This window comes from Halorubrum californiense DSM 19288 (assembly GCF_000336875.1).
In the GTDB taxonomy this organism is placed as follows: Archaea; Halobacteriota; Halobacteria; order Halobacteriales; family Haloferacaceae; genus Halorubrum; species Halorubrum californiense.
The window spans coordinates 32,345-58,416 of sequence record NZ_AOJK01000059.1 but is presented as its reverse complement, the minus strand read 5'-3'; the positions used below and the strand labels follow the sequence as shown (position 1 = coordinate 58,416).

Genomic DNA, 26,072 nt, shown 5'->3' with positions numbered 1-26,072 from the left:
GCGAGCCGCTCAATCGTCGTCTGCGCCGGTCGCCGACCGCGCACCGAGCCCGCTCTCCAGACCCCCGACCGCGTTCGCGCTCCCGCCGTCACCTTCCGGCACTTCGAACTCGTTCAGCCGCGCCAGTAGCTCGTCGGACTGGTCCGAGAGGGTGTGGACCTGCCCCGTCACCTCGGAGACGGTCGCGGTCTGCTCCTCGGCCGCCGCCGCGACGGTCTCGGCCTCAGTCGCGGTCTGTCCGCTCACGGACGCGACACCGTCGACCATGTCGACGACCTCCTGCGTCGTGCGCGCCTGGTCGTCGGTCGCGTCGCTGATCTCTTGAACGGTCTCGTCGACCGTCGTCACGTCCTCGACGACCCCCTCGAACTCCCGCAGCGTCGACTCGATGGTCCCGACGCCCTCCGCGACCTGCGTCTCCATCTGCTCCGCGTCGGCCGCGGTCTCCGCCGACGCCTCCTGGACCGCCTCGATGCGGCCGGAGATCTCCGCAGCCGACTCGCGGGTCTCCTCCGCGAGCGACTTCACCTCGTCCGCGACGACCGCGAACCCGTCGCCGGAGCCGTCGGCGCGCGCCGCCTCGATGGAGGCGTTCAGGGCGAGCAGGTTGGTCTCTTCGGCGATCTCGTCGATCACGGCCGCGATCTCGTCGATCTCGCCCACCCGCTCCGCGAGGTCGGTGACCGCGTCCGCCGTCTCGCCGATCCGGGTTTCGAGCGTCTCCAGCTCCGCGATCGCCTCGGCCGCCTCCTCACGGCCGGATCGACCGCGTTCGGCCGCGTCGCGAGCGGTCTCGGCGGCGTCGTCGGCGCTCGCCGCGATCTCTTCGACCGTCGCGGACAGCGTGTTCATCTCGCCGGCGATCGCCTCCAGCTCGTCGGTCTGTTCGGCCGCGCCGTCGGATATCTCTTGGACCGAGCGGGCGACCTCGCCGCTCGCGTCGTCGACCTCGTCCATGCTCGCGCGCACGTCGTCCGCGGTGCCGGCCACGTCCGCGGTGAACGCGCCGACGTCGCCGAGCGTCTCCCCGAGGGTCGCGACGAGTCGGTTGTAGTTGTCGACGAGTTCGGCGTACCGCTCCTCGTCGGTCGCCAGCGCCTCCGCGTCGATGGTCGCGGTCAGGTCGCCGTCCTGCGCGCGCTCCGCGGCGTCGCCGAAGGCGTCGACGAGCGCCTCCAGCTCGGCGGTGTAGGCGGCGAGGTTCTCGGCCATCTCGTCGAGGGACTGGCCGAAGGAGCCGGGGACGTCCTCGTCGAGCGCCGGGTCGTCGAACTCCTGTGCCGCGAGCGCCTCCGCCTGCGCCGAGACGGTGGTGAGGTAGCCGCGGACCTCGCCGAACGCGCCGACGAGGCTGCCCACCTCGTCGGGCTGTGTCGGGTCGAGCGCGTCCGCGGCGTCGCCGTCCGACGGACCGGCGGCGTCGACGTCGCTCGTTCGCTCGATCTCCCCCGCCGCGATCGCCTCCGCCTCACGCTCCAAGGCCCGGATCGGGGCGACGAAGTCGTGTCGGACGATGAGCAGCGTGTTGTAGATGGCGACGACCGCGCCGAGGAACAGGGCGCCGGAGACGACGTACGCGGCGGTCCCGGAGAGGACGAACTGCGTGAGGAAGATGCCGACGGTGACGAGGAACTGGATGCCGACCGCCGCGACGACCTTGCGCTCTATCGACTCCGTGACGCCGAGCGCGTCCATCGTCTGCCACAGGAGAGCCTCGTACCGCCCGCGAATCCCCGGGCGGCGATGTCGTGTCGTGGACATGTTCGGCTCTCGACCGGAGCGGGTTATGAAACCCCGGTCGCCGCTATCACGATCGATTCTCGGTTCCCGGAGCGTGAAAATCCGCTCCGACGCCCGAATGGTCGAGGCGGCGCCGCCGGGCGCGTCTCAGAAGGCGCCGCCGACCGCCTCGGCCGCGAGGTCGACGGCGGTCTCAAGGTCCGGGCCGAGCGGCGACCCGACGACGAGGCCGTCGGCGTGGTCGGCGACGGCGGCGGCGCGCTCGTGGACGGTCTCGGGGGTGCCCGCCATACAGAACGCGTCGATCATCTTCGGGGTCACGCGCTCGAAGGCGGCGGAGAACTCGCCGGCCGAGACGCGCTCGCCGATTTCCGCCGCCGCGTCCGGGTCGATCCCGTGGCGCTTCAGGACGGGCGGCGCCGCGCCGGCGGCGATGAACGCGACCGGCGGGCGGGCGGCCTCGCGGGCGGCGGCCTCGTCCTCGGCGACCGACACCGCGGCGTACGCGATGAGGTCGAACTCGCCGCGGTGATCGGGCCTGTCGCCGAGGCCGTCGTCGACCTGTTCGCGGGCCCACGCGAGGTCCTTCGGATGCGAGCCGTTGTACAGGAGGCCGTCCGCGTGCTTCGCGGCCATCCGGCACATGTGCGGTCCCTCGCCGCCGACGTGGACCGGGATCGACGCGCCCTGTGGGGGCTCGTAGTTGAGCCCCGCGTCCGTCGCGTCGAAGGCGCCCTCGTGGTCGACGCGCTCGCCGGCCCACAGCTTCTGGGCGGTCTTGAACGCCTCCAGCACGGGGCGGAGCCCGCGCTCGTCTTCGAGCCCGAGATTCGCCAGCGTCGAGGGGTCGCCCGGGCCGAGTCCGAAGACGGCGCGGCCCCCAGACAGCTCGTCGAGCGTGGCGACCTTCGAGGCGAGCGTCACCGGGTGGGTCTCGTAGGGGTTGGCGACTCCCGGGCCGAGCCGGACCGAATCGGTGGCGGTCGCGAGCCGCGAGAGGAACGCCCACGGGTCGCGGTTGTTGTAGTGACACGTCGAGTAGACGGCGTCGTAGCCGGCGTCCTCGGCGCGGACGCCGAGGTCGACGAGGCGGGACAACTCGTGTTCGGGGGTGAGTTCGATTCCGAGCATGGTTACTCCTGAAAGGTCCACTCCCGCAGGGCCTGCCGGACGAAGTCGCCCTCGACCTCGCGGAAGTGGTTGTCCGAGCCGTCGTGGTCGCCGAACGCCCAGTCGCGGACGACGACGACCGGGGTGCCCCCGTCGCCCTCGCCGGCGACGAGGTTGGCGGCGGCGGCGAGCTCGTCGATCACGTTCTGGACGGTGACGCCCATCTCGCGGCCGTCGCGGTCGCGCTCGCCGCGCCAGTCGCGGCTGGCGGGCATCCCGGCCCAGCCGATCGCGACCCCGCGCTGGCCGTGGCGGAACGGGCGCCCGCAGGTGTCGCTGACGACGACGCGGTCGGCCGCGACGCCGTCGCGGATCCGTTCGGCGCTCTCGGAGGGGCGCTCCGGGAGCAGCAGCAGGTCGCCGTCGGGGACGTTCGAGCGGTCGATGCCGGCGTTCACGCCGATGTGTCCGAAGCGCGTCGCGGTGAGTAGGAACGGCGCCTCCATCAGGAGCTCCGTCGACTCCTCGATGACGGCCTGCGCGAAGCGCGGGTCCTTCTCTTCGCCCGCGATCTCCGCGAGCCGGTCGGCGACCGCCTCCGCGCGCTCGCTCGCCGGGAAGTCGTCGAGGTCGAAGACGCGCCCCTCCGCCTTCGAGACGACCGTACTCGCGACGACGATCACGTCGTCCGCGCGGAGGTCGACGCGCTCGTCGATCATGCCGGCGAGGTCGTCTCCCTCCCTGATCTCCGGGAGGTCCGGGACCGCGAACAGCTCCATGCTATCCCCTGCGCGGCGACGAGGAAAAACCCCGCCGGTACCGGGCCGGTTTGACGGTATCGGGACGAAGCGCCGGAGTCCGGTTCGCGGCGGACTGCCGAACAAGTAGTACGTTCAATCAGGCACAAAAAGATCATTTTCTAAAACATTCGCTGATATAAATGCCAAAAAACCATGTGAATACAAGTCCAAAGAGAGAGTAATAGGTATTTCAGCCAAAATTTTTTACGCGACGAGTAAATATTGAGACACGCGATGAACGAACCGACAACCGAAGGCGAATCGGCTCCGATCGAGACGCAGACGCGTGTTCCGTCCGAGGAGGACGAACCTGATCCGATAGTGACGCAGACCCGCGCCCCGTGAGCGAGCGCGGCCGACGGCCCACCATTTTTTCGCGGTTCCGTCCGCACAGCTTATACCCGGCTCGGACAACCTCGTAGCGTGGACCTCCACGTCCGGTACGAGGGCGACGACGACCCCGACAAGTGTACGGCCCGGAAGCTCGCGCGCTTCGACCTCGCCGAGCTCCACCGCTCGGACCGGGCAACGCCGTACGGGGTCGTCCTCAACCCCCACGCGGAGCGGGCGCTCTCGCCGGCGGACGCCGACCTCGCCCGCGAGAACGCCCTGGTCGCGCTCGACTGCTCGTGGGAGTCGGCGGGCGAGAAGATGTTCTCGCTCCCGGGCGAACACCGCGCGCTCCCGTACCTCGTCGCCGCCAACCCCGTGAACTTCGGGCGCCCGATGCGGCTCACGACGGTCGAGGCGTTCGCCGCCGCGCTGATCATCCTCGGCGAGCGCGACCACGCGGAGCGCGCGCTGTCGAAGTTCACGTGGGGCGAGACGTTCCTCGAACTCAACGCGGAGCCGCTCCGGCGGTACGCCGACTGCGAGGACTCCGCGGAAATCGTCGCGATTCAACAGGAGTACCTCGACCGCGACTAGCCGCGAGGTGGTCCGGGGTGGCCCGAGGCGACACAGGGCGGCCCGTGACGACCCGGGGCGGCCCGATCCTGACCCGGACCGAAACCGGCACCGAACGGAGTCGCGACAAGTCTTTTGCGTGAATCGGCCGTACCGTGAGCCGATGGTATCCACAGGCGACGACGCACCCACGTTCACCGCGACGGTCGGCACGAGCGACCACGAGCCGTTCGACCTCGACGACCACGTCGGCGACGGGCCGGTCGTGCTCGCGTTCTTCCCCGGCGCGTTCACGCCGCCGTGTACGAACGAGATGATCGCGTTCCAAGAGCGCGCCGACGCGTTCGAGGACGCGGGCGCGACCATCTTCGGTGTCAGCGCCGACTCGCCGTTCTCGCAGGGCGCGTTCCGCGATGAACACGGGATCGAGTTCGACCTCGTGAGCGACATGGCCGGCGACGCGATCCGGGCGTACGGCTTGGAGATGGACATCGCGGACCTCGGTCTCCACGGCATCGCGAACCGCGCCGTGTTCGTGATCGACGACGACGGCGAGGTCGTCTTCGACTGGGTCGCCGAGGATCCGACGAACGAGCCGGACTACGAGGCGGTCCTCGACGCCGTCGAGAGCGCTTAAGAAGAGACCAGTCGGGAGACGAACGGTTCGCTGCGATTCGGTCCACGCTTTTCGTTCGTCACGGGTACGCCGCCGATCGACACGAACACTACCGAAGCCCCAGTCGCGAGGAGACCGTACGCTCGCTGTCGTTCGAAAGGCGCTGCGCGCCTTTCGTGATGACGAGACGCCAAAGGCGTCTCGAACCACGCTCCTCGCTCAGTCACTACGTGCCTTCGCTGCGGTGTTGCCGGAGGCGGCCGCTCGCAGACACGCGCCGACTGCGGGCGAACGCTGATCAGTCCCCCAGAACGCCGCCGATGGCGCCAGCCAGCGCCGAGTCGATCGCGAACAGGAGCGTCAGGAACAGCCCGACGACGAGGACGCCCGCGCCGCCGAGGATGCTCCCGAACGGGCCGCCGACCAGTCCGACGAGGCCGCCGAAGGCGGCGAGCAGGACCGTGACCACGACGCCGCTCACGGAGCCCGCCAGTAGCCCGTGCCAGAAGCCGGAGAGCAGGCCGCCGCCGGCGACGTAGCCGGCGACGAACCCGCCGATGAGCCCCGCGCCAACGTGGCCCACGACCGGGACGAACGTCGCCAGTAGCCCGGCGATCAGCATCACGACGAAGCCGTAGCCGACGGCGCGCCAATCTGTCATGCGCCGAGGTAGCCCACCTGCGGATAAATACTTCGTCGCCTCAGTTAGTAGATACTTAAAATATTTTAACAACAGTTGATAAATTAGGGGCCAAAAATGGTAGCCGAATTAATAACGATGGGACCGCTACGATGAGCCAATGAGCGATTCACGCGGATCCGACGGTTCCGGCAGGGGAACCGATAGCTCTCCCGACGGCGTGGAACTCCGCCTCGCGGTGCCGGACATGGACTGCTCGTCGTGCGCGGGGAAAGTCGAGGGCGCGCTCGACCGCGAGGGCGTCCTCTCGGTCGACACGCGCCCGACCACGGGGGTCGTCGTCCTCACGTACGACTCCGACCGGACCGACGTCGAGGCGCTGACGGCCGCCGTCGAGGGCGCGGGGTACGCGGTCGCGGACGCGGAGTCCGACGGCGTCGCCGACGACCTGTTCACGAGCCCCCGGGCGGTCGCCACCGCGGTCGGCGGCGCCTTCCTCGCGGTCGGGCTCGTCTTGGAGTGGCTGCTCCCGGGACTCGACCCGACGTTCGCCACGCTCGGCGGCGTCGGCTTCCTCGGCCCGTGGGCCGTCACCGGCGCGTCGGTCGCGTACCTGCTCGCCGTCGCGGTCGCCGGCCCGCCGATCCTGCGGAACGGCTTCTACTCGCTCCGGGGGCTGAGCCTCGACATCGACCTGCTGATGAGCGTCGGCGTCCTCGCCGCGCTGCTCGTCGACCTGCCGTTCGAGGCGGCGACGCTCGCGGTGTTGTTCTCGGTCGCGGAGCTGCTCGAACGCTACTCCATCGACCGGGCGCGCACCTCGCTGCGCGAGCTGATGGAGCTGTCGCCCGACGAGGCGGTCGTCATCCGCGACGGCGACGAGGAGACGGTGCCCGCCGACAGCGTCGCGACGGGCGAGCGGCTCGCGGTGCGTCCGGGGGAGCGCGTGCCGCTCGACGGAGTCGTTCGCGAGGGCTCCGGCGCGGTGGACGAGTCGCCGATCACCGGCGAGTCGGTCCCGGCCGAGAAGGAGCCCGGCGACGAGGTGTACGCCGGCTCGATCAACGAGGCCGGCTACCTCGAAATCGAGGCGACCGCGCCCGCGTCGGAGTCGACCATCGCGCGGGTCGTCGAACTCGTCGAGGCGGCCAACGGCGAGGAGACGCGCGCCGAGCGATTCGTCGACCGCTTCGCGAGCGTCTACACCCCGATCGTCGTGGTCGGCGCGGTCGCCACCGCCGCGCTGGGCCCGGTCCTCGTGGGCGGCGGCGCGGAGACGTGGTTCGTCCGCGGGCTCACGCTCCTCGTCGTCGCGTGCCCGTGCGCGTTCGTCATCTCCACGCCCGTCAGCGTCGTCTCCGGCGTGACCGCGGCCGCCCGGAACGGCGTCCTGATCAAGGGCGGCGAACACTTGGAGGCCGCCGGCGACGTCGACGCCGTCGCGCTCGACAAGACCGGGACGCTCACGCGCGGCGAACTGTCGGTGACCGACGTGGTCCCGCTCGGCGATCGCGAGGCCGCCGACGTGCTCGCGTGCGCGACCGCCATCGAGCGCCGGAGCGAACACCCGGTCGCGGCGGCGATCGTCGCGCGCGGCGAAGAGGCCGGTCCCGAACCAGACGACGAGAACGCGGCCGACGACGTCGAGGTCACGAACTTCGAGGCGCTGACCGGCGAGGGCGTCCGCGCCGACCTCGACGGCGAGACCCACTACGCCGGCAAACCCTCGCTGTTCGCGGACCTCGGGTTCGACCTGAGCCACGCGCACGTCCGCTCGGACGGCGGCGTGGTCCGCGAGCGCGACGGCGCGGAGGGCGACGCAGACGGAGGGAACGGAACCGAATCGGACGCCGTCGCGGAGCCCGAATCCTGCGACCACGGACGGTACCTCGACCTGGCGAGCGAGACGATCCCGCGGCTTCAGGCCGAGGGGAAGACGGTCGTCCTCGTGGGTACCGAGACGGAACTGGAGGGCGTCGTCGCGGTCGCGGACACCGTCCGTCCGGAGGCCGCGTGGGTCGTCGACCGGCTCCACGAACTCAGGATCGACCGCGTCGCAATGCTCACCGGGGACAACGAGCGGACCGCGCGGGCGATCGGCGAGCGCGTCGGCGTCGACGAGGTCCGCGCGGAACTGCTCCCGGACGAGAAGGTCGCGGCCGTGCGCGAACTCGCGGCCGAGACTGAGGGGGGCGTCGCGATGGTCGGCGACGGGATCAACGACGCGCCGGCGCTGGCGGCCGCGGACGTCGGGATCGCGATGGGCGCAGCCGGCACCGACACCGCCATCGAGACCGCCGACGTGGCACTGATGGCCGACGACCTCTCGCGGCTCCCGTACGTCGTCGACCTCGCCTCCCGCGCGAGCGAGACGATCCGTACCAATATCGGCGCCTCCCTCGCCGTGAAGGCGCTGCTCGCCGCCGGCGCCCCGCTCGGCTACGTGAGCGTCGCGATGGCCGTGGTCGTCGGCGACATGGGCATGAGTCTCGGCGTCACCGGCAACGCGCTCCGCCTCGGCAACGTCGAACCGGCGGAGCCGCCGACCGCGGACGCGGAACCCGACGAGTCGAGCGCGTAGTCGTTCGGGCCACCGAAGCTCATCGGCCGCACGCTTTTATTGAATCGACGATAAATCGGGCCGTATGCCCTCCGACAGCGGACCCGCGGCCTCCACCGCGGACACCGTCGATTCCGTCGACCGCGTCCTCTCGAACGACGACCGCGGCGAACCCGACGACGGTGCCGAGTCGCGCGACCCCGGGGCGACTGCCGAACGCGACTCGATCGAATGGGGGCCCGTCCGTCACGACCGCCTCCGCTCGCTCGCGGCCGGGGCGACGGTCGGGATCGTCGGCGCGGTCCTCGTCTCGATCGGCACCGTCGGAGTCGCCGTACTCACGGGCGCCGCCGCCGGTGAACTCGCACTGCCGAGCGTCGACCTCGCGGAGGCCGCCGTCGGGTTCCTGTTCGCGCTCGCGGTCGCCACCCTTCCCTCCCTGTACGTCTGGTACCGCGAGACCTCGGTCGGCGAGTTGACCGTCTCCCGCCTCCGCGAGGCCGCGGGCGCGCTCACCCCGGGCTGGACGCTCGCCGGATTCGGGGCCGTCGTCGCCGCGGCGCTGGCGCTCCCGTTCGACTTCCTGTCCGCCCTCTGGCCGCTGTTCTGGCTCGTCTGGTTCGTGCCGGCGGTCGTCCAGTCGAACGGCATGGTCGTCCGACTCGACCCGGCCGAACGGGTCGTCGAGCGGACGTATCCGGGTCACGACCGGACCCGGAGCGACGACCTCGGGGCCGTGGTCCGGACGCGGCGAGTCGACCTCCGGTGGACGACGCTGTTCCTGCTCGCGTACCGGGGGAACGCGTGGTTCCGGTCCACGCCGTGGCTGTTCGTTCCGGTCGAGCGCGCCGCCGACGTCGAGTCGGCGCTCGACGCGGTGCTCGCGGAGAGCGACGGCCCGGACCGAGCGAGCGTCCCGGAGCGACTCACCCTCGCGGTACTGGGGTCGTTCTCACTGGTCGTCGGCCTCCTGATGGCCGTCGCGGCCGGCGAAGGGGCCGGCGGGGTCGCGCTGGCGCTGCTCACGGCTCCGTTCTCGCTGCTGTTCCTGGCGCTCGCCGCGCGGCTGTGAGTCGGGGGAGTTCGGCCGACACCCCGGCTTCGACACCGGTTGTGACACCCCCTACCACGCGACTCATATACCCGCGGTACGTAGCGTGAGCATGGACAGACAGCGTCTGGAACGCGCGCTCGAAGACGAGTTCGGCGGGACCGAGGCGGAGCGGCGCGCCGTCTCGCGGTCGGCCCGCGACCTCGTCGACTCCGGGCGGCCCTCCGAGGACCGCGGCCACGGACTGACCGTGACTGGGGTGATCGGCCACTTGGAGGACGCGCCGGACGGCTCCTCGCTGGTCGAGCGGTGGAACTGGTGGATGGGCGCGCTCGACGCCGCATACGGCGGCTACGACTACTTCACGGTGCGGTTCGTCGAGGACGACGAGGCGACCGACCTGCGGCGATAACGCGGCCGCGACTTTCCGGTCGACAGCGACCCCGAGCCGTCCACTTTCACTTTCACTCCGCGCATGGCTCGCTTATACGTGCGATCCGACGCAACGGAGAGGTATGAGCGCAGTCACCGCCGACCGACCGCGGTACGCGACGCCGACGCGCGTGGACGTCACCGACTGTCGAACCGACCGCCTCCCGGACCGGATCCGATCGAACCGCGTCGACGGCAGCGAGGTCCACCTCGAACGGCGCGGCGGGCGGACGTTCCTCGTCACGCGACCGAGCGAGTGACCGCCGCTTCCGGGTGGTAACACTGGAACCGGGCTCGACAGCGGCGGTCAGTCGTCGGCCGGCAGTTCCACGTGCGCGCGGTCGCCGCCCCCGAGCCGGCTCACGAGGCCGACGCCGAGCGTTTCGTTTGTAAGCGCGACCGACTCGGCTGCGTCGACGTCGCTCGCCACCGCGCGGACCGCGTCGACGTTCTCCGGAACCACGTCGGCCTCTTGGTGGACGTTCTGGAAGAGGTACAGGTCCCGGCCGGACACGCTTATCGACTCCTCCCAGACGCAGTTCTCCCAGAGGTCGCTGCGGGGGCGGCCGGCGTCGGCGGCGTACTCCTTCAGCGCGCCCGCGCCGTCGATGCCAGCGCCCTCGGGGACGAGGAAGATCCGGCTCTCGTCGGCGAGCAGGTCGCGGACGGCCGCCGAGTCGGGGTCGGTCTCCAAGGTGACGTTGACGCTGTGGGTGTGCATCCCCGTGACCGGCGCCTTCAGCGCCGCGGTGTCGACCGGCACGTCGGGGAGTATCTCGTTCACGTCCGGGCCGTGGTGGGAGGGGACCGTCGCCGGGTCGGGGACGATGTCGTTTATCGGCCCGCGGTCCGTCTCGCTCGGGTCGCCGCCGCGGCGCACGAGCGTGACGCGCGCCTTCTCGACGCCGTACGTCTCGTCGAGCGGCGCGAGCAGCCGCGAGAGCGCGGTCGTGTTACAGGAGACGACGCGGACGGAGTCGGCGCCGCGGGCCGCCTCGAACCGACCGCGCGCGTTGAACGAGGTCTCGGCGACGGCGGCGTCCTCGCCGCCCTGGAACACGACGGGCGTGTCGTGCGCCTCGTAGACGGGGGCGTTGCGCTCGCCGACGCCGGAGGGCGCGCAGTCGACGACCACGTCGACGGCGTCGAGCAGGTCGTCCAAGGCCCCGGTCAGGTCGACGCCGGCGGCCGCGAACGCGTCGGTGCGGTCTTCGACGGCCGCGTACAGGTCGTAGCCGCGCCGCGCCGCCGCCTCCACGCCGTAGTCCGGCGAGGCCTTCGTCACGCCGACGAGCTCCATGTCGGGCTGGGCCGCGACGGCGTCCGCGACCCGTTTCCCGATCGTGCCGTACCCATTGACGCCCACGCGTATCATATCTGCCCCTCGCTCGGGAACCGGTATAATCTTTTCGAGGAAGGCGAAATGAAATTAACTACCCCACGAGTAATCGATCGGTTAATTCGACGTCGATCGGTACCGGACGTAAATAATTCAATTACGGAATAGAGTAAACACGGCGATGACAAGGCCTAACGCCCGGCCGGACCGAGACGCTGGCATGGCAGCCGACCTCTCTGACGCCGCGGCGACCGCGGTCGAACAGTGCCTGAACGTCGCGCCCGACGAGTCGGTCGCAATCGTCACGGACGACGAGCGCGAGCCGATCGGCGAGGCGCTCTACGCGGCCGCGAGCGCAGTCACCGACGACGCGACGGTCCTGCGGTACCCGCCGGCCGAGCAGCACGGGACAGAGCCGCCGGCCCCGGTCGCGGCCGCGATGAAGGAAGCGGACGTCTTCCTCGCGCCGACGACGAAGAGCCTGAGTCACACCCGGGCCCGCGGCGCGGCCTGCGACGCCGGCGCGCGCGGCGCGACGCTGCCGGGGATCACCGAGGACGTGTTCACGACCGGGCTCGACGCCGACTACGCCGCCATCGACGCCGCCTGTGACGACGTGCTCGACCAAGTCGCGGGCGCCGAGGAGGTCCGCGTCACCGCGTCCGCCGGCACCGACATCACCTTCGGGATCGGCGACCGCGAGTGGCTCGCCGACACCGGCATGGTGCGCGAGCCGGGCGACTTCTCGAATCTCCCGGCCGGCGAGGTGTTCGTCGCTCCGGAGACCGCGACCGGGACCTTCGTCGTCGACGGGACGATGATGCCTCACGGCCTGCTCGGCGAGGAGCAGACGCTCGCGTTCGAGGTCGAGGACGGGTTCGTCACCGACATCGGCGACGACGCGATCCGCGCCGACGTGGAGGCTGCGGCCGACGAGGTCGGCGACGCGGCGTACAACCTCGCGGAGTTGGGTATCGGAACCAACGGCGGCGTCGAGGCGCTCGTCGGCTCGGTCCTCCTCGACGAGAAGGCGGGCGGCACCGTCCACATCGCCATCGGCGACAACGCCGGGATCGGCGGCGAGACGGACGCGCCGCTCCACCTCGACGGCATCATTCGGAATCCGACTGTGTACGCCGACGGCGACGAGATCGACCTGCCGAGCGCGTAAGGCGGCCCAGAGCGGGAATCTAACTTTTCATTTATAAATGATCGAGGCGGTGGCGCGTGCCGACGAGCGCCCGGAGGGCGCGAGTCGCACGCGCGAGGGACGCGGTGAGCGAGGGCGACCGAAGGGAGCCCCGAGCGAACCGCGAGGCTGGGGAGGCGTGCGGTGCGGGGTGGGACTCAAAGGGGCGGCCGTGAGGCGGGCGCAGGCGACACAAGCACCACAGCGAAGGAGCGGCAGCGACTGAGCGAGGAGCGCAGCGAGCGTGCGCCCGCCTCACGGCCGGGGCTTTGGAGGCGGTCGCCGGCAGTCCGTCGACAAGTATCTATTCCACGACCGCGAGCGCCACGCCCGCCACGTCCCGGACGCCGACCACCTGGTGTCGCCACCCGTCGCCGGCGTCGACGCAGAGCGTGCCCGCGTCGGTGACCGCGACCGAGACACCCGGTCCGTAGCCGAGCGCGACGGCCGTCTCGTCCACGGGCAGGTCCGCGGCTTCCCACGTCTCGTCGTTCCACTCGCCGGCCGCGTCCGCGTGAACCAGCAGTTCGCCGTCGACGACCGCCATCGCGTGGCCGTCGCCGTCGGCCGCGACCGCTTCCGCATCTCCCGCCCGAGCCGTCATCCAGCCGTTCCCGAGCCAGTAGAGCCCCGCGCCGGTCGCCGCGAGCGGCATCCCGATGCCGGCCACGTCGCGCGCGTCGTCGAGGCCGACGTCCGTGAGTCCGCCCTCATCGACTCTGTACACCCCGTCTGCGGCCGCCACGAGCGCGCCGTCCACCGCCCGCGGGTCTGCCACGGCGTCGAGCCGCGCCGTCGACACGACCGCCGTCCCGCCTTCCTCGAACTCGACGCGCTCGATCGCGCCGTCTTCGCGCGCGACGATCACCTCGGCACGACCGCCCGCCACACCGACCGCGACCGCCGGATCGTCGTCGGCGAGCGCGAAGTCGGGGTCGTCGCCGACCGCGGCGGCCGAGAGGCCGTCGGGCGTGGCCGCGACGACGAGGTCTGACCCCCCGTCGCGCGCGAGGACGGCGACGTCGCGGGCGGGGTCGCGGGCGACCATGTCGAACGCACCGATCTTGTCGGCCGACAGCGAGAGGCGGACGATCCCGGTCCCCGTCGCGACGTAGGCGTCGGTGCGGCCGGCGCTGCCCGCGTACACGCGCTTTTCGTCGATCGAGATGTCGTCCTCGGCGGGAGCCATCGGGAGGGCGTTCTCCGCGGCGGAACATAAGCCCCGCGCGCCGCTCCGGCCCCGAGTTCCAGCACCGCGGCGCGTTCCGACGCCTCGGGAACGCCCGCCCGTTCCGACGGCCATTTGAGCGCCCCTCGCCTACGTCGATCCGTGCAATCGGTCGCCGCCGACCTCTCGGTCCTAGTCGCGGAGGTGGTCCCCCGGCTGGCCCGGATCACGGCATTCATCGCGGGCGGCGTCTTCGCCGCCAACGTCGCCGTCGCGTTCGGCCTGGTCCGGTACGTCGCCGGGATCGCGGGGTGGCTCACGCGGCCGGCGAACCTCCCGGACGAGGTGGGGACGGCGATCCTCACGACCGCGGCGTCGACGACCGCGGGCTACGCCACCTTGGCGGAGTACCGCGAGGCGGGCCTCCTCGACGACCGGGCGACGCTCGTCGCCGTGGTGATGAACACGTTCTTCGGCTTCGTCCAGCACGTGTTCACCTACTACGTCCCGGTGTTGATCCCGATCCTCGGCGTCACCACCGGCGCCGTCTACGTCGGCGCGCGCGCCGGCATCGCGCTGCTCATCACCGTGACGGGCGTCGTCGCGGGCGGACTCCTCCTCTCGGAGGCGAACGTCGACCGGTCCGCGCTCGCCGACGTCGACGCGACCGGGCCCGAGGCCGACGACCGCACCGACCGGGAGCGCGTGCGCGACGCCGCCGAAAAGTCATGGGGGACTCTCCGCCGGATCGTTCCCCGGCTCGCGGTCGTGTACACGCTCGTCATCTGGCTCGTCACGACGTACGACGTGACCGCGCTGACGAGCGTCGCGGAGCCGATCACGAGCGTGCTGGGCCTGCCGGGCGCCGCGGTGCCGGTCATCGCGGTGTTCACGCTCGACACGACCGCGGGCGCGGCGACGCTCGCCGGGACGGAAGCAGGTATCTTCACGACGCGGACCGCGGTCGCGTCGCTGCTGATCGGGAGCATCCTCTCGTTCGCCGTCTCCACGTTCCGGCGCTCGATCCCGTTCCAGTACGGGATCTGGGGCGCCTCGTTCGGCACGAAGGTGATCGTTGTCAACACCGCGCTCAAACTCGTCTTCATTGCGGCGACGGTCGCGCTGCTGCTCGCGCCGGTGTGGTGAGCGGTCGAAACCCGAATCAGTAGGTTCAATACCGGCCCGGGTCGATCGGCGCATATGGCGCTCGAAAAGGACGTAGACTGTCCCGCGTGCGGCGAGACTCGTTCGTTCTACCGGACCGCGGCGATGACGCTCCACCTCGGCGAAAAGACGAAGTGGCGCTGCCCGGACTGCGGCTACGGCTACGTCGAGATCGACGGGATCGACACGCTTCCGGCCTAAGCCGGTCCTTTCCTGCTGTTTTCCCGATCGAAGTTCCGCCGCAACACTCACTACGCAGGCCGCCGACGCGGAACGCATGAACCGGTCACGGCGACGGCCCGCGGAGGCGAGAGCGCGTGGTGGGTGAGGCGCGCGACCCGGAGAGCGACACCGGCCCGCTCGACGGGCTCACGGTGTTGGACCTCTCTCGCGTCCTCGTCGGCCCGTTCTGTACGATGCAGCTCGGCGACCTCGGCGCGGAGGTGATCAAGGTCGAACGCCCCGGCGCGGGAGACCAGACCCGAACGTGGGTCCCGCCGGCGTTCAGCGAGGACGACGGCGACGGAGAGGCCGGAAGCGACGGAGAGGCCGGAGGCGACGAAGAGGCCGGAGGCGACGAAGACGACGGGGGCGACGCGAGTGCCTACTACGTCAGCGTCAACCGCAACAAGCGGTCGATCCAGTTGGACCTCACGACCGAGGCGGGGCGCGCGGTCGTCCGCGACCTCGCGCGCGAGGCCGACGTGCTCGTCGAGAACTTCCGGGTCGGCAAGACGGAGGAGTGGGGGCTCGGCTACGGCGACCTCGTCGAGGAGAACCCCGGACTCGTCTACTGCGCCATCTCCGGCTACGGCGAGTGGGGCCCCGACCGCGACAGGCCCGCCTACGACATCATGATGCAGGCCCGCGGCGGCTTCATGTCCTTCACCGGCGTGGAGGGCGGCCCGCCGGTGCGGATCGGCGTCGCGCTCGCCGACGTCGGCGCCGGGATGTACGCGACGCAGGCGATCCTCGCGGCGCTGCTCGAACGCGAACTCGGCGACGGTCGCGGGCAGAAGATCGACGTGAGCTTACTCGACGGGCAGGCCGCCTGGACGAGCTACATGGCGACGAACTACTTCGCCAGCGGCGAGGCGCCGGGACGGATGGGGAGCAAACACCCGAACATCGTCCCCTATCGAGCGTTCGAGACCGCGGACGACTACGTCGTCGTCGCCTGCTCGTCGGACCGATTCTGGCCGCCGCTCTGCGAGGCGCTCGACCGCCCCGACCTGCTCGCGGACGAGCGGTTCGAGACCAACGAGGGCCGCGTCCGGAACCGCGACGAGCTCGAACGCGAGCTGGAGGAGACGTTCGCGGCCATGTCGACCGAGGAGGCGGTCGACCGGCTGGACGAGTACGACGTGCCCGCGAGCCGCGTCCGCGACGTGAGCGAGGTGTTCGCCGACCCGCAGATCGAGGCGCGCGGCATGCTCGCTGAGGCGGAACACCCGACGGCGGGCACGGTCCGGTTCCCCGGCTCGCCGATGCACTTCTCGCGGACGCCGACGACCGTCCGCCGTCACCCGCCCGCGCTCGGCGAACACACCGAGTCGGTTCTGCGCGAGTACGGTTACGACGACGGCGACATCGACGAACTCCGGAAACGCGGTGCGATCTCGGAGCCGCAATAACAAGGCGAGCGGCAGGCGCGCTCCTACAGGACGCCGGCCTGCTCGGCGCGCGCGACGATGCCGCGGGCCATCTTGTCGGTCGCCTCGTCGACCATCTCGCCGTCGACCGAGACGGCGCCTCTGCCCTGTTCTTTCGCCTCCGCGTAGGCGTCGACGATCCGGCGGGCCTTCTCGGCCTCCTCGGGCGAGGGCGCGAACGTCTCGTTGGCGGGCCCGATCTGGCTCGGGTGGATCGCCCACTTGCCGTCACAGCCCAGCTGACTCGCCCACCGGCAGGAGTCGCGGAACCCTTCCGCATCCTCGATCTCGGCGTAGGGTCCGTCGATCACCTGTAGGCCCTGTGCCTTCGCCGCGTGAGCGATGCGCGCGAGCTGGTAGTGCCAGTAGTGGCCGGGGTAGCCACCGCCGGAGCCGATGGTGAGCCCGGCGGCGCCGACGTTGGCGGTGTAGTCGCCCGGGCCGAACACGAGCGACTCCAGCCGGTCGCTGGCGCGGGCGATGTCGGCGACCTTCGTCATCGCCTCCGGCGACTCGATCTGCGCCTGAAGCCCGATGTCGCCGACCGGCAGGTCGTTGTTCTCCTCCACCTGCGTCAGGAGGTTGTCGACGGTGGCGACGGTCTCCGGGTTGTTCGCCATCGGCACCATGATCGTGTCGAGGTATTCGCCGGCCCGCCCGACGACCTCGATCACGTCGTCGTAGAACCACCGGGTGTCGACGCCGTTCATCCGGTAGCAGGGCCGGGTGTCGGACCAGTCGTACTCGATCAGCCCCTCGATGACGTTCTCGCGGGCGTCGACCTTCGCTGAGGGCGCGACGGAGTCCTCCAGGTCGAGGAACGCCTCGTCGGCGCCGGAGTCGGGCGCCCGCTCGATCATCTCCGGGTCGGAGCCCGGCGTGGCCAGCTGGCTCCGCCGGAGCGTGACGTCGTCCGGCCCGGCCATCAGTCGTCGCCCTCCGAGGCCGTGATCGGGTCGTTCTCCTCTTCGGTGAAGCCGGCCGACTCCTCCTGGCGCCGCCGCGCCTCGGGGTCGAACTCGGCCTCGACCTCCTGATACCGCGGGACGAAGGAGAGCTCGTGGTGGCTCTCGGTCTCGTGGCCGATGTACCGCTCTTCGAGGTCGAACTGCGCCTGCTCGTCGTTCTCCGCGATGTTCTCGAAGTCCTCGTAGGCGGCGTGGGCCCCCGAGTGGAGCCCGTACAGCGTGATGAAGATGTACTGGTAGCCCAGATCGCCCAGCTCCTCGAAGGTGAGCGGGTCCTCCTCGGCGCCCCACTCGAACGAGGAGGAGTAGTTGAACGCCAGATCGAGGTCCGGGTGGGTCTCGTGGATCGTCTCGGCGTACTCGACCGCGTCCTCGCGGGACGGGTCGGGCATCTCCGGCCAGACGAGGTCGACGCCGGCGTCGGCGTAGATCCGCCCGCGTTCGAGGTGCTCCTCCCAGTCGCCGTTGGCGGAGCCGTACGCGTCGGTGCGGGCGATGATGACGGTGTCCTCGCTCTGCTTGGCGTCGACGGCGGCCTCGAACCGCGAGCGCGCCTGCTCGCGGGAGACGATCTGCTTGCCCGCGATGTGCCCGCAGCGCTTCGGCGAGGTCTGGTCCTCGATGTGGACGGCGGCGACGCCGGCCTTCTCGTACTCGCGGACCGCGCGCCGGACGTTGTGGACGCCGCCGTAGCCGGTGTCGCAGTCGGCGATGACGGGCAGGTTCGTCGCCTCGACCATGCGCTTCGCGTTCTCGACCATCTCGGACATAGTGACCATTTCCAGGTCTGGGAAGCCGAACTGGCCGAGGACGGTCGAGTAGCCGCTCATGTAGGCCGCGTCGAGCCCGGCCATCTCCGCGAGGCGGGCGTCGAGCGCGTGGTAGATCCCGGGCGCGAACGTGTACTCCTGCTCGTCGAACAGCTCGCGGAGCTTCCGGCCGGCCGGGTTGTCGATGTCTCTGTCGAAGACGTCGTCGTCGAGTTCGTTGGGATTCATCGGATTACTGCGTGGAGTCGTCGTCTGCGGTGCGGTTCAGCGCGGTGCCACGGCCGTCGGTAGTGCGGCGGTCGTCGCGGCGGTCGCCGGCGGCCCGAGCGGTCGGCGCGAACGTCGTGGCGTCCGGTCGCGGGCCGTCGCCGGTCCCCGCCATGGGGACGGTGCGGCGGAACGACTCCGCCGGTCTGGTCGAGCGGTCGCGGGGACGGCGCGTCGCGTTCGCCGTCATCGCGACCCCCCGTCGGTCCGCGTCCGCGAGGCGGGGCGCAGGTCAGGGACGAGCGGCGCGTCGCGCTCGCGGTCCGTCGGCGGGCGCGTCGGCCGGCGGGTGTCGGTCGCCGTCGGCGAGCCGGGAGTCCGCGTTCCGGTCGCTCGGCGGGTCGCGATCGTCGGGACCAGCGGCGCGCCGGCCGCCTCGGTGAGCGGGGTGCGGCCGGGGATCGTCCGCGGAGAAGTGGTCGTCGAGTTCGAACCGGTCGTTCGATCGGTCGTGCTGTCGGTGCGTCGGGTCGTGTCGTCGGGCGTGTCGTTAGGTGTCGTCATCGGGTCGTGTGGGCGGTTGCGGCGGTCGTCTGGTGATCGAGTCGATGCCTCGGGTCGCTGCGTGTCCGTGTACGGATACTCCCATTGCGACCGGAAAGATTCGGAGGACAGTAATAAACATAATGATTGATAATGATAATATTCGTTATGTTGTTTTACTCGATTAAATGTTTCATGACAACACGGAACATACACACGGCGATCGCCGGGCCGGCGCGCCCCCGGTCGGGGGCGTCGTGCGACGTCGATGGCGCTGGCGCCGGCGGCCCGGACCGATCGCTTATTGGCTCCACGCGCGGAGCGTCGGGTAGTGAACGAGCGCGACGCCCTTCGGGCCCTCACCGCCGACCTCCCGCACGCGGGCGACGACGCCGCCGTCGTCGACGGGACGGCCATCACGACGGACATGCTCCACGAGCGGACCGACTTCCCGTCCAGGACGACGCGGTACACCGCCGGCTGGCGCGCGGTGGGCGCGTCGCTGTCGGACGTGGCCGCGATGGGCGCCGCGGCGAGCGCCGCGGTCGCCGTCTACGCCGACGCGGCGTTCGACCGCGAGGAACTGTCGCGGTTCGTCGCGGGCGCGGTCGACGTCTGCGAGGCGGTCGACGCCGAGTACGTGGGCGGCGACCTCGACGAGCACGTCGAGTTCACGACCGCGACCACCGCGATCGGTGACGTGACCGAGGCCGGGAGCGTCACTCGCGGCGGGGCGCGACCGGGCGACGCGCTCTGCGTCACCGGCGAGTGGGGCCGGTCGGCGGCGGCGCTGCGGCTGTTCGAGAGGGGCGGCGAGGACGATATCGAACGCGCCAACGAGCTGTTCCGGTTCACGCCGCGCGTGGCCGACGGGCTCGCGCTGGCGGGGACGGCGACCGCGATGATGGACTCCTCGGACGGGCTGGCGCGGTCGTGTCACCAACTCGCCGAGGCGAGCGACGTCGGGATCGAAATCGAGCGCGACGCGGTTCCGGTTCATCCCGCGGTCGAGGCGGTGGCCGAAGATTCCGCCGAGCGGTTCGAACTCGCGGCGCACTTCGGCGAGGACTTCGAGCTGCTGTGTGCGGTGTCGGAAGCGGAGATTGCGGGAGTTCGCGAAGGCTGTCCGTCCGGGCTCACGCGGATCGGAACTGTGGTCGAGGAGCCGGACGGCGAAGCGGGCCCGCGCGTCCTCGCCGACGGCGACCCCCTACCCGACCGCGGATTCACGCACGGGGACGAGTAGGCCGTCAACGGGTCGATCGCTCGTTTATAAGTAATTGACCCTAAACTGACGGCGACCACCGCCGAAGCCCCAGCCGCGAGGCGGGCGCACGCTCGCTGTGGTCCTCAGTCGCTCGCTACGCTCGCTCCCTGCGGTCCTTGCGTCGCCTGCGCCCGCCTCGCGACTGCCCCTTCGAGTCCCGCCCCGCACCGCACAGCGCCGCAGCCTCACACCTCCCCAACCTCGTCAGTCGCCTCCGCTTCGCTCCGGCGACTGACTCCCTCGCACGCGCTCCTCGCGGCCGCCGATGGCGGCCGCTCGGAGGCGCGCGCCACCGCAGAAATTTACTGCTTCTTGCGGCGCCTATCGCAGGAACTCGATCGCGGCCCCCTGCCCGAAGCCGACGCAGAGCGTCGCGAGCCCGCGGTCGGCGTCCTGTTTTTGCATCTCGTGAAGCAGCGTGACGGGGAGGCGCGCGCCCGAGGCGCCCAGCGGGTGGCCGAGCGCGATGGCGCCGCCGTTGACGTTGTAGCTGTCCTCGTCGATACCGAGTTCGCGCCGCGAGTACTCGCATTGGGAGGCGAACGCCTCGTTGAGCTCGACCAGATCGTAGTCGTCGATGTCCGTGCCGGCGCGTTCGAGGAGGCCGCGGGTGGCCGGCACCGGGCCGATCCCCATCACGGTGGGGTCGACGCCGGCGACGTTGTTCGTGCCGACCTCGGCGAGTACGTCGAGCCCGTGCTCCTCCGCGAACGCCTTGCTCGTGACGACCGTCAGCGACGCGCCGTCGGAGATCTGCGAGGAGTTCCCCGCGGTGACGCTGCCGTCCCCGGTGAACGCGGGCGGCAGGTCCGCCAGCTTCTCGGCTGTCGTGTCCGGGCGGATCCCCTCGTCCTCCTCGACCAGTCCGTCCTCGGTCTCGACGGGAACTATCTCGTCGTCGAAGCGGCCCGACTCGGTCGCCTCGGCGGCGCGCTGGTGGCTGCGGGCCGCGTACTCGTCTTGCGCCTCGCGGCTCACGTCGTACTCCTCTGCGACCTTCTCCGCGGTCATCCCCATCTGCAGCTGGAAGATGTTGTACTGCTCCGACAGCTCTGGGTGGAGGTGTTCGTAGGAGTCGCCGTCCATCGGGACGCGGCTCATGTTCTCGACGCCGCCCGCGATGATACACTCCCGGTTGCCCGCGGCGATCGCGTCCGACGCCGAGATGACCGCCTGCATCGAGGAGGCGCACCACCGGTTAATGGAGGTGGCGGGCACCGACTCGCCCAACTCGGAGAGGAGCGCGATGACGCGCGCGACGTTGTTGTCCTGCTCGGTGCGCTGCTGGGCGACGCCCCACATCAGGTCGTCGACGTGGTCGCTGGTCAGCCCGGTCTCGTCGAGCGCGTGGTCGATGAGCGTCGTCGAGAGGTCCTCGCTGCGGACGTCGGCGTAGACGCCGCCGTCTTTCCCCTGCGGCGTTCGGTATGCGGCCGCGATCACGGGCGTGGTCTCGTCTGTCATGAAAGATAACAGGACAGACGGCGTATTAAAACGCCGTGGAACGTGCGAGAATCGATCCGGAGTTTATCGTTTATCGGCCAGCAGGCTCTCGCCGGTCATCTCGGCGGGGCGGTCGCGGTCCATCAAGTCGAGCAGCGTCGGGGCGATGTCGCACAGCGACCCGCCCTCGCGGACCTGCTTGCCGCCGTCGCCGCCGTCGGGCGTCAGGTAGACGAGCGGGACCGGGTTGTACGTGTGGGCGGTGTGGGGATCCTCGGCGGTTCCCATGTCGTCGGCGTTGCCGTGGTCGGCCGTGACGACCGCGTGCGCGCCGGCGTCGGCGACCGCGGAGAGCAGGCGGTCGAGCTGTTCGTCGACGGCCTCGACGGCCTCGACGGCGGCGTCGAAGTCGCCGGTGTGGCCCACCATGTCGGGGTTCGCGTAGTTCAACACGAGCAGGTCGGGGTCCTCGGCGGCGATCGTCTCGACGGCCTCGTCGGTCACCTCGGGCGCGGACATCTCGGGCTGGAGGTCGTAGGTCGGGACGTCCGGGCTCTCGACGATCGTCCGGATCTCGCCCGGGAACTCCACCTCGCGGCCGCCGTTGAGGAAGTAGGTGACGTGGGGGTACTTCTCCGACTCGGCGATCCGGAGCTGGGTGCCGTCGGCGTCCGCGACGACCTCGCCGATCGTGTTCGCGGGGATCTCCGGCGGGAACGCGACCGGGAAGTCGAACGTCTCGTCGTACTCGGTCATCGTCGTCATTCGGACGTCCGGCTGGTCGAGGTCGAACCCCCACTCGGGGCGAGTGCCGGTGAGCATCCGGACCAGCTGCCGGGCGCGGTCGGCGCGGAAGTTGAAGAAGATCACCGCGTCGCCGTCGGCGAGCGCGGGTTCGTCGGCGACGAGCGTCGGCTCGACGAACTCGTCCGTCTCGCCGCGGGCGTGCGCCTCGCGGGCGGCCGCGACCGCGCTCTCGGCCTCGTGCGGGGCCTCGCGGGCGACGATCGCGTCGTACGCCTTCTTCGTCCGCTCCCAGTTCTCGTCGCGGTCCATCGCGTGGTAGCGGCCCGTCACGGTCGCGACGTGGCCGGTGCCGCGCTCGTCGGCCTTCGCGGTCACGTTCGCGAGGAACTCGTCGGCGATCTCGGGCACCGTGTCACGCCCGTCGGTGAACGCGTGGCTCGTGGCGGGCACGCCCGCGTCGGCCGCGGCGTCGATCAGCGCGAGCAGGTGCTCCACGTCCGAGTGGACCCCGCCGTCCGAGACGAGCCCCATGAAGTGGACCCGGCCGCCGGTCGAGTCCGCGTAGTCGAGCGCGTCCGCAACGGCGTCGTTGTCGGCGAGCGACCCCTCCGCGAGCGCGTCCGTGATCCGGGTGTAGGCCTGCTTCACCACGCGGCCGGCGCCGATGTTAAGATGACCGACCTCGGAGTTGCCCATCTGTCCCTCCGGGAGCCCCACGCGACGCCCGTGGACGACGAGGCGGCCGTCCGCCCCGCGCTCCGTCGCCGCGTCGAACGTCGGCGTGTCGGCCGCCTTCACCGCGTCGCGGCGGTCGTGGTCGCCGAGCCCCCAGCCGTCGAGGATGACGAGTGCCGTCTCCATACCCCAGCGTGCCGCCCTGCGGGTAACTACCCTTCGATGGGTGTCACCCCGCCGTCCTCCCTGCGGGGCCGCTCCATCGGTCGATCATCGCCGCCGACGAGCGGTCGCCGGAAGCCAACCTTTTATCTGCTGAACGCTAACCACACGTTAATGGACTCCGCGGTACTGCTCGATCTCCTCGGCAACGAGAACCGGCGGCGCATCCTCCGGCTTCTCGCCACCAAACCCTGCTACGTCACGGAGATTTCGGAGTACCTCGACGTGAGCCCGAAGGCGGTGATCGACCACCTGCGGAAGCTGGACGAGGCCGGTCTCGTCGAGTCGACGACGGACGACCAGCGGCGGAAGTACTTCCGGATCGCGCGCAGCCTCCGGCTGGAGGTGAGCGTCTCGCCGTACGGCTTCGGCGCGAAGAGCGCGTACCCGGCGAAGAACAGCCTCGACATGTCCGGACGCTGCCCGCACCTCTCGATCGAGGCCCCGGACGGCTCGGGCGAGACCGGCGACCTCGCGGACCTCGCCGAAGAGTTCGCGCGGCTCCAAGACCTCGACCGCGAGCTCTCGCTCGCCCAGCGCTGGGTCCAGGGCCGCGTCGAGGACGCTCTCGCCGAGATAGACGAGCGGCTCGGCGGACAGGCAGACAGCCGCTTCTTCGCGGCCGTCATCGCCGCCGTGGTCGAGACCGACGGCACGCCCGCGGCGGTCGCAGACGAGGTCGGCGCCCGCGAGTCGACGGTCGAGGGCGCCCTCCGCCGGCTCTCCGATGTCGGCGTCGTCGCCCGCGACGCCGACGGGTATCGGGTCCGGTGACGGTCCCCGTCCGGTAGCGGCTTCCTACCTTGTTTGGTAACATCTTACACTATCGTTCGAATCCAGCGAACGCGGCCGTTTCCGGAACCTTTTGACGCGCCGACGGAAGAGGGCGGACGTGAGCCGCCTCAGAAACCTCTCGCTGTTCCTCGTCCTCGCCGCCGTGTGGGGGTCCGCGTTCGTCGCGATCAAGGCGGGGCTGGCGTACTTCCCGCCGGTGACGTTCGCCGCGCTCCGGTACGACGTGGCGGGCGTCGTGATGCTGGCCTACGCCGCGTACGCGGTCGACGACCCGATTCCCCGCGGCCGCGACCAGTGGCTGGAAGTCGCCTCCGGCGCCGTGTTCATCATCGCCGCGTACCACTCGTTCCTGTTCCTCGGCGAGACCGACCCGGCGGTGACGAGCGCCGTCGCGGCCGTCATCGTCAGTCTCTCGCCGCTCCTGACCACCGTCTTCGCACGCGCCTTCCTCCCCGCCGAGCGGCTGACCGCCGTCGGCGCGCTCGGGCTCGGGATCGGCCTCGTCGGCGCGGTCGTCCTCGCGAACCCGGACCCCGCGAACCTGACCGGCGGCGGCACGGTCGCGAAGCTGCTCGTGTTGCTCGCGGCCGCCTCGTTCGCGCTCGGCTCCGTCCTCTCGCGCGCCTCCGAGGCCGACATCGCCATCGAGACGATGGAGGCGTGGTCGATGCTGCTCGGCGCCGGCCTCACTCACCTGGTCGGGTTCGCGCTCGGCGAGTCGGTCGCCGACGCGGTCTGGACGACGGAGTCGCTGCTCGCCTTGGGCTACCTCTCGGTCGTCGCCAGCGGGCTCGGCTTCCTCATCTACTTCGACCTGCTCGACCGACTCGGCCCGATCGAGATCAACCTCGTCTCCTACGTCGCGCCGGTGTTCGCCGCCCTTGTCGGCTGGTTCCTCCTCGACGAAGGGATCACCCTCACTACGGTCGCCGGTTTCCTGATCATCTGCGTCGGGTTCGGGCTAGTGAAACGCGACGCGATCCGCGAGGAGCTTCGGGCGGCCGGCGTCGTCGGCTGACGGCCGCGACGAGATCCACCCGGCATCGCCTCCGCCCCTGCCCCCGCCGCAACCGTCTTGTCGACGGGCCGACGACTCCCGCGGCGTGAGCGCCGACCAGATCGATCCCCAAGCGAAGCGCGCCGCGGCCCGCCAGTCGCGGATTCCCCTCCCGCACGGACGCTACAAGCTGAAACTGCTCCGACTCCTGACCGACCCCCTGACGCGGCTTCAGAACCGCAACCCGCCGAGCGTCGGCGCGACGGAGTCGGTCTCCCTCCCAGGTCCTGAGGACGATCTCGATGCCCGGCTGTATCGCCCCGAGGGGGAGCCCCCGTTTCCGACCGTCGTCTTCTTCCACGGCGGCGGGTTCGTCCTCGGAAGCGTCGAGACGCACGACTGGCTCTGCCGACACCTCACGCGGGAGAGCGGCTTCGCCGTGCTGTCGGTCGAGTACCGCCTCGCGCCCGAACACCCGTTCCCGGCCGCGGTCGAGGACGCGTACGCCGCCGTCGAGTGGGCGGCGGACTCGACGGAGCGGCTCCGCGGAACTGGCGACCTCGCGGTCGCCGGCGACTCCGCGGGCGGGAATCTCGCCGCGGTGACCGCGCTCATGGCCGCCGAGCGGGACGGTCCCGAGATCGCACATCAGGCCCTCCTCTATCCGGGAGTCGGCACCGACCCCGAACAGGAGTCGGTCCGCGAACACGCCGGGACCGTCCTCTCACAGGCGGACATCGAGTGGTTCTCGGCGGCGTACTACCGGAACGAGATCCACCGCCGGAACCCGTACGCTGACCCGATCAACGCCGGCGACCTCTCTGACGTCGCGCCCGCGACGGTCGTCACCGCGGGCTTCGACCCCCTCCGCGACGGCGGGAAGGCGTACGCGGAGAAACTCGTCGCCGACGGCGTCGCGACGCGGTACGAGAACTACCCGTCGATGGTTCACGGGTTCATGACGATGCAGGAGGTCGACCGCGCCCGCGAGGCGATCGCGAGCGTCGGCGACGACCTCGCCGACGCGCTCGACGCGTAGTCGGGGAGGAGGTCGTCGCCGGGCGGTGGCTG

26 protein-coding genes are annotated in these 26,072 nt (G+C 70.7%); 14 read left to right on the top strand and 12 right to left on the bottom strand.

Annotated features, from left to right (window positions below; translation table 11 throughout):
* Positions 1-9: 9 nt before the first annotated feature.
* The 3 genes from C463_RS11530 to C463_RS11520 all read right to left on the bottom strand — a co-directional run bounded on the left by C463_RS11530 (position 10) and on the right by C463_RS11520 (position 3,629).
* Positions 10-1,695 carry a methyl-accepting chemotaxis protein gene (locus C463_RS11530; RefSeq protein ID WP_008443925.1) on the bottom strand — a complete coding sequence of 562 codons (1,686 nt, stop codon included), beginning with the start codon at positions 1,693-1,695 and terminating at the stop codon, positions 10-12.
* A gap of 192 nt (positions 1,696-1,887) precedes the next feature.
* Positions 1,888-2,871, bottom strand: a complete 984-nt coding sequence (locus C463_RS11525) for a 5,10-methylenetetrahydromethanopterin reductase (RefSeq protein ID WP_008443924.1) — start codon at positions 2,869-2,871, stop codon at positions 1,888-1,890.
* A gap of 2 nt (positions 2,872-2,873) precedes the next feature.
* Entirely contained in the window at positions 2,874-3,629 is a 756-nt protein-coding gene (locus C463_RS11520) for a coenzyme F420-0:L-glutamate ligase (RefSeq protein WP_008443923.1), read from the bottom strand.
* Between the two features lie 444 nt (positions 3,630-4,073).
* Here C463_RS11520 and C463_RS11515 point away from each other — a divergent pair, with 444 nt between their 5' ends.
* Positions 4,074-4,577: a DUF367 family protein gene (locus tag C463_RS11515; RefSeq protein ID WP_008443922.1), complete on the top strand. Its 504-nt coding sequence runs from the start codon at positions 4,074-4,076 to the stop codon at positions 4,575-4,577.
* 142 nt (positions 4,578-4,719) lie between these two features.
* Positions 4,720-5,193 carry a redoxin domain-containing protein gene (locus C463_RS11510; RefSeq protein ID WP_008443921.1) on the top strand — a complete coding sequence of 158 codons (474 nt, stop codon included), beginning with the start codon at positions 4,720-4,722 and terminating at the stop codon, positions 5,191-5,193.
* Positions 5,194-5,470: 277 nt separating this feature from the next.
* On the opposite strand, the gene C463_RS11505 is transcribed toward C463_RS11510, so the two are convergent.
* Positions 5,471-5,833, bottom strand: coding sequence for a DUF5518 domain-containing protein (locus C463_RS11505; protein WP_008443920.1), 363 nt, complete (start codon positions 5,831-5,833; stop codon positions 5,471-5,473).
* Positions 5,834-5,972: 139 nt separating this feature from the next.
* On the opposite strand from C463_RS11505, the gene C463_RS11500 reads away from it, so the two are divergent.
* From C463_RS11500 to C463_RS19245, 4 genes are all read left to right on the top strand, one after another.
* Complete coding sequence (locus tag C463_RS11500; RefSeq protein WP_049905852.1) at positions 5,973-8,393, top strand: heavy metal translocating P-type ATPase; 2,421 nt, start codon at positions 5,973-5,975, stop codon at positions 8,391-8,393.
* A 64-nt stretch (positions 8,394-8,457) separates the two neighbouring features.
* On the top strand, positions 8,458-9,444 hold the full coding sequence (locus C463_RS11495) for a hypothetical protein (RefSeq protein WP_008443918.1): 987 nt from the start codon (positions 8,458-8,460) through the stop codon (positions 9,442-9,444).
* A 91-nt stretch (positions 9,445-9,535) separates the two neighbouring features.
* Positions 9,536-9,835: a hypothetical protein gene (locus tag C463_RS11490; RefSeq protein WP_008443916.1), complete on the top strand. Its 300-nt coding sequence runs from the start codon at positions 9,536-9,538 to the stop codon at positions 9,833-9,835.
* A gap of 103 nt (positions 9,836-9,938) precedes the next feature.
* Positions 9,939-10,115: a hypothetical protein gene (locus C463_RS19245; protein WP_008443914.1), complete on the top strand. Its 177-nt coding sequence runs from the start codon at positions 9,939-9,941 to the stop codon at positions 10,113-10,115.
* 47 nt (positions 10,116-10,162) lie between these two features.
* Here the strand turns inward: C463_RS19245 and C463_RS11485 are convergent, their stop codons facing one another.
* Positions 10,163-11,230: a type II glyceraldehyde-3-phosphate dehydrogenase gene (locus C463_RS11485; RefSeq protein WP_008443912.1), complete on the bottom strand. Its 1,068-nt coding sequence runs from the start codon at positions 11,228-11,230 to the stop codon at positions 10,163-10,165.
* 184 nt (positions 11,231-11,414) lie between these two features.
* Between C463_RS11485 and C463_RS11480 the strand changes: the two genes are divergently transcribed.
* Positions 11,415-12,365, top strand: a complete 951-nt coding sequence (locus C463_RS11480; protein WP_008443910.1) for an aminopeptidase — start codon at positions 11,415-11,417, stop codon at positions 12,363-12,365.
* Positions 12,366-12,687: 322 nt separating this feature from the next.
* Here C463_RS11480 and C463_RS11475 read toward each other — a convergent pair whose 3' ends face one another.
* On the bottom strand, positions 12,688-13,572 hold the full coding sequence (locus C463_RS11475; protein ID WP_008443908.1) for an HVO_0234 family beta-propeller protein: 885 nt from the start codon (positions 13,570-13,572) through the stop codon (positions 12,688-12,690).
* Between the two features lie 141 nt (positions 13,573-13,713).
* Between C463_RS11475 and C463_RS11470 the strand changes: the two genes are divergently transcribed.
* The 3 genes from C463_RS11470 (at position 13,714) to C463_RS11465 (ending at position 16,349) form a co-directional block, all read left to right on the top strand.
* Positions 13,714-14,697 (top strand): nucleoside recognition domain protein, encoded by a 984-nt coding sequence (locus C463_RS11470; RefSeq protein ID WP_008443907.1) that lies wholly within the window; start codon positions 13,714-13,716, stop codon positions 14,695-14,697.
* Between the two features lie 54 nt (positions 14,698-14,751).
* Complete coding sequence (locus C463_RS19240) at positions 14,752-14,916, top strand: DUF7838 family putative zinc beta-ribbon protein (protein WP_007345976.1); 165 nt, start codon at positions 14,752-14,754, stop codon at positions 14,914-14,916.
* Between the two features lie 116 nt (positions 14,917-15,032).
* Positions 15,033-16,349, top strand: coding sequence for a CaiB/BaiF CoA transferase family protein (locus C463_RS11465; protein ID WP_008443906.1), 1,317 nt, complete (start codon positions 15,033-15,035; stop codon positions 16,347-16,349).
* Between the two features lie 23 nt (positions 16,350-16,372).
* Here C463_RS11465 and C463_RS11460 read toward each other — a convergent pair whose 3' ends face one another.
* From C463_RS11460 to C463_RS11445, 4 genes are read right to left on the bottom strand one after another with little or no spacing between them, the layout of a single operon-like run.
* Positions 16,373-17,293 (bottom strand): HpcH/HpaI aldolase/citrate lyase family protein, encoded by a 921-nt coding sequence (locus C463_RS11460; protein WP_008443905.1) that lies wholly within the window; start codon positions 17,291-17,293, stop codon positions 16,373-16,375.
* Positions 17,293-18,333, bottom strand: coding sequence for an isocitrate lyase (gene aceA, locus C463_RS11455; RefSeq protein WP_008443904.1), 1,041 nt, complete (start codon positions 18,331-18,333; stop codon positions 17,293-17,295). The genes C463_RS11460 and aceA overlap by 1 nt, the downstream gene beginning before the upstream one ends.
* Before the next feature lie 4 nt (positions 18,334-18,337).
* Positions 18,338-18,562 carry a hypothetical protein gene (locus C463_RS11450; RefSeq protein ID WP_008443903.1) on the bottom strand — a complete coding sequence of 75 codons (225 nt, stop codon included), beginning with the start codon at positions 18,560-18,562 and terminating at the stop codon, positions 18,338-18,340.
* Entirely contained in the window at positions 18,559-18,876 is a 318-nt protein-coding gene (locus C463_RS11445) for a hypothetical protein (RefSeq protein ID WP_008443902.1), read from the bottom strand. The genes C463_RS11450 and C463_RS11445 overlap by 4 nt, the downstream gene beginning before the upstream one ends.
* Positions 18,877-19,186: 310 nt before the next feature.
* On the opposite strand from C463_RS11445, the gene thiL reads away from it, so the two are divergent.
* Positions 19,187-20,101 carry a thiamine-phosphate kinase gene (gene thiL, locus C463_RS11440; protein ID WP_008443901.1) on the top strand — a complete coding sequence of 305 codons (915 nt, stop codon included), beginning with the start codon at positions 19,187-19,189 and terminating at the stop codon, positions 20,099-20,101.
* A 342-nt stretch (positions 20,102-20,443) separates the two neighbouring features.
* On the opposite strand, the gene C463_RS11435 is transcribed toward thiL, so the two are convergent.
* Both C463_RS11435 and gpmI read right to left on the bottom strand, forming a co-directional pair.
* On the bottom strand, positions 20,444-21,586 hold the full coding sequence (locus tag C463_RS11435; protein WP_008443900.1) for a thiolase family protein: 1,143 nt from the start codon (positions 21,584-21,586) through the stop codon (positions 20,444-20,446).
* A 63-nt stretch (positions 21,587-21,649) separates the two neighbouring features.
* Positions 21,650-23,173, bottom strand: a complete 1,524-nt coding sequence (gpmI, locus tag C463_RS11430; protein WP_008443898.1) for a 2,3-bisphosphoglycerate-independent phosphoglycerate mutase — start codon at positions 23,171-23,173, stop codon at positions 21,650-21,652.
* A 150-nt stretch (positions 23,174-23,323) separates the two neighbouring features.
* Here gpmI and C463_RS11425 point away from each other — a divergent pair, with 150 nt between their 5' ends.
* The 3 genes from C463_RS11425 to C463_RS11415 all read left to right on the top strand — a co-directional run bounded on the left by C463_RS11425 (position 23,324) and on the right by C463_RS11415 (position 26,040).
* A complete protein-coding gene (locus C463_RS11425; protein ID WP_008443896.1) occupies positions 23,324-23,983 on the top strand; it encodes an ArsR/SmtB family transcription factor in 660 nt (219 codons plus the stop codon).
* A 118-nt stretch (positions 23,984-24,101) separates the two neighbouring features.
* Entirely contained in the window at positions 24,102-25,022 is a 921-nt protein-coding gene (locus C463_RS11420) for a DMT family transporter (RefSeq protein WP_008443895.1), read from the top strand.
* A gap of 85 nt (positions 25,023-25,107) precedes the next feature.
* Positions 25,108-26,040 (top strand): alpha/beta hydrolase, encoded by a 933-nt coding sequence (locus tag C463_RS11415; RefSeq protein ID WP_008443893.1) that lies wholly within the window; start codon positions 25,108-25,110, stop codon positions 26,038-26,040.
* Positions 26,041-26,072 lie beyond the last annotated feature (32 nt).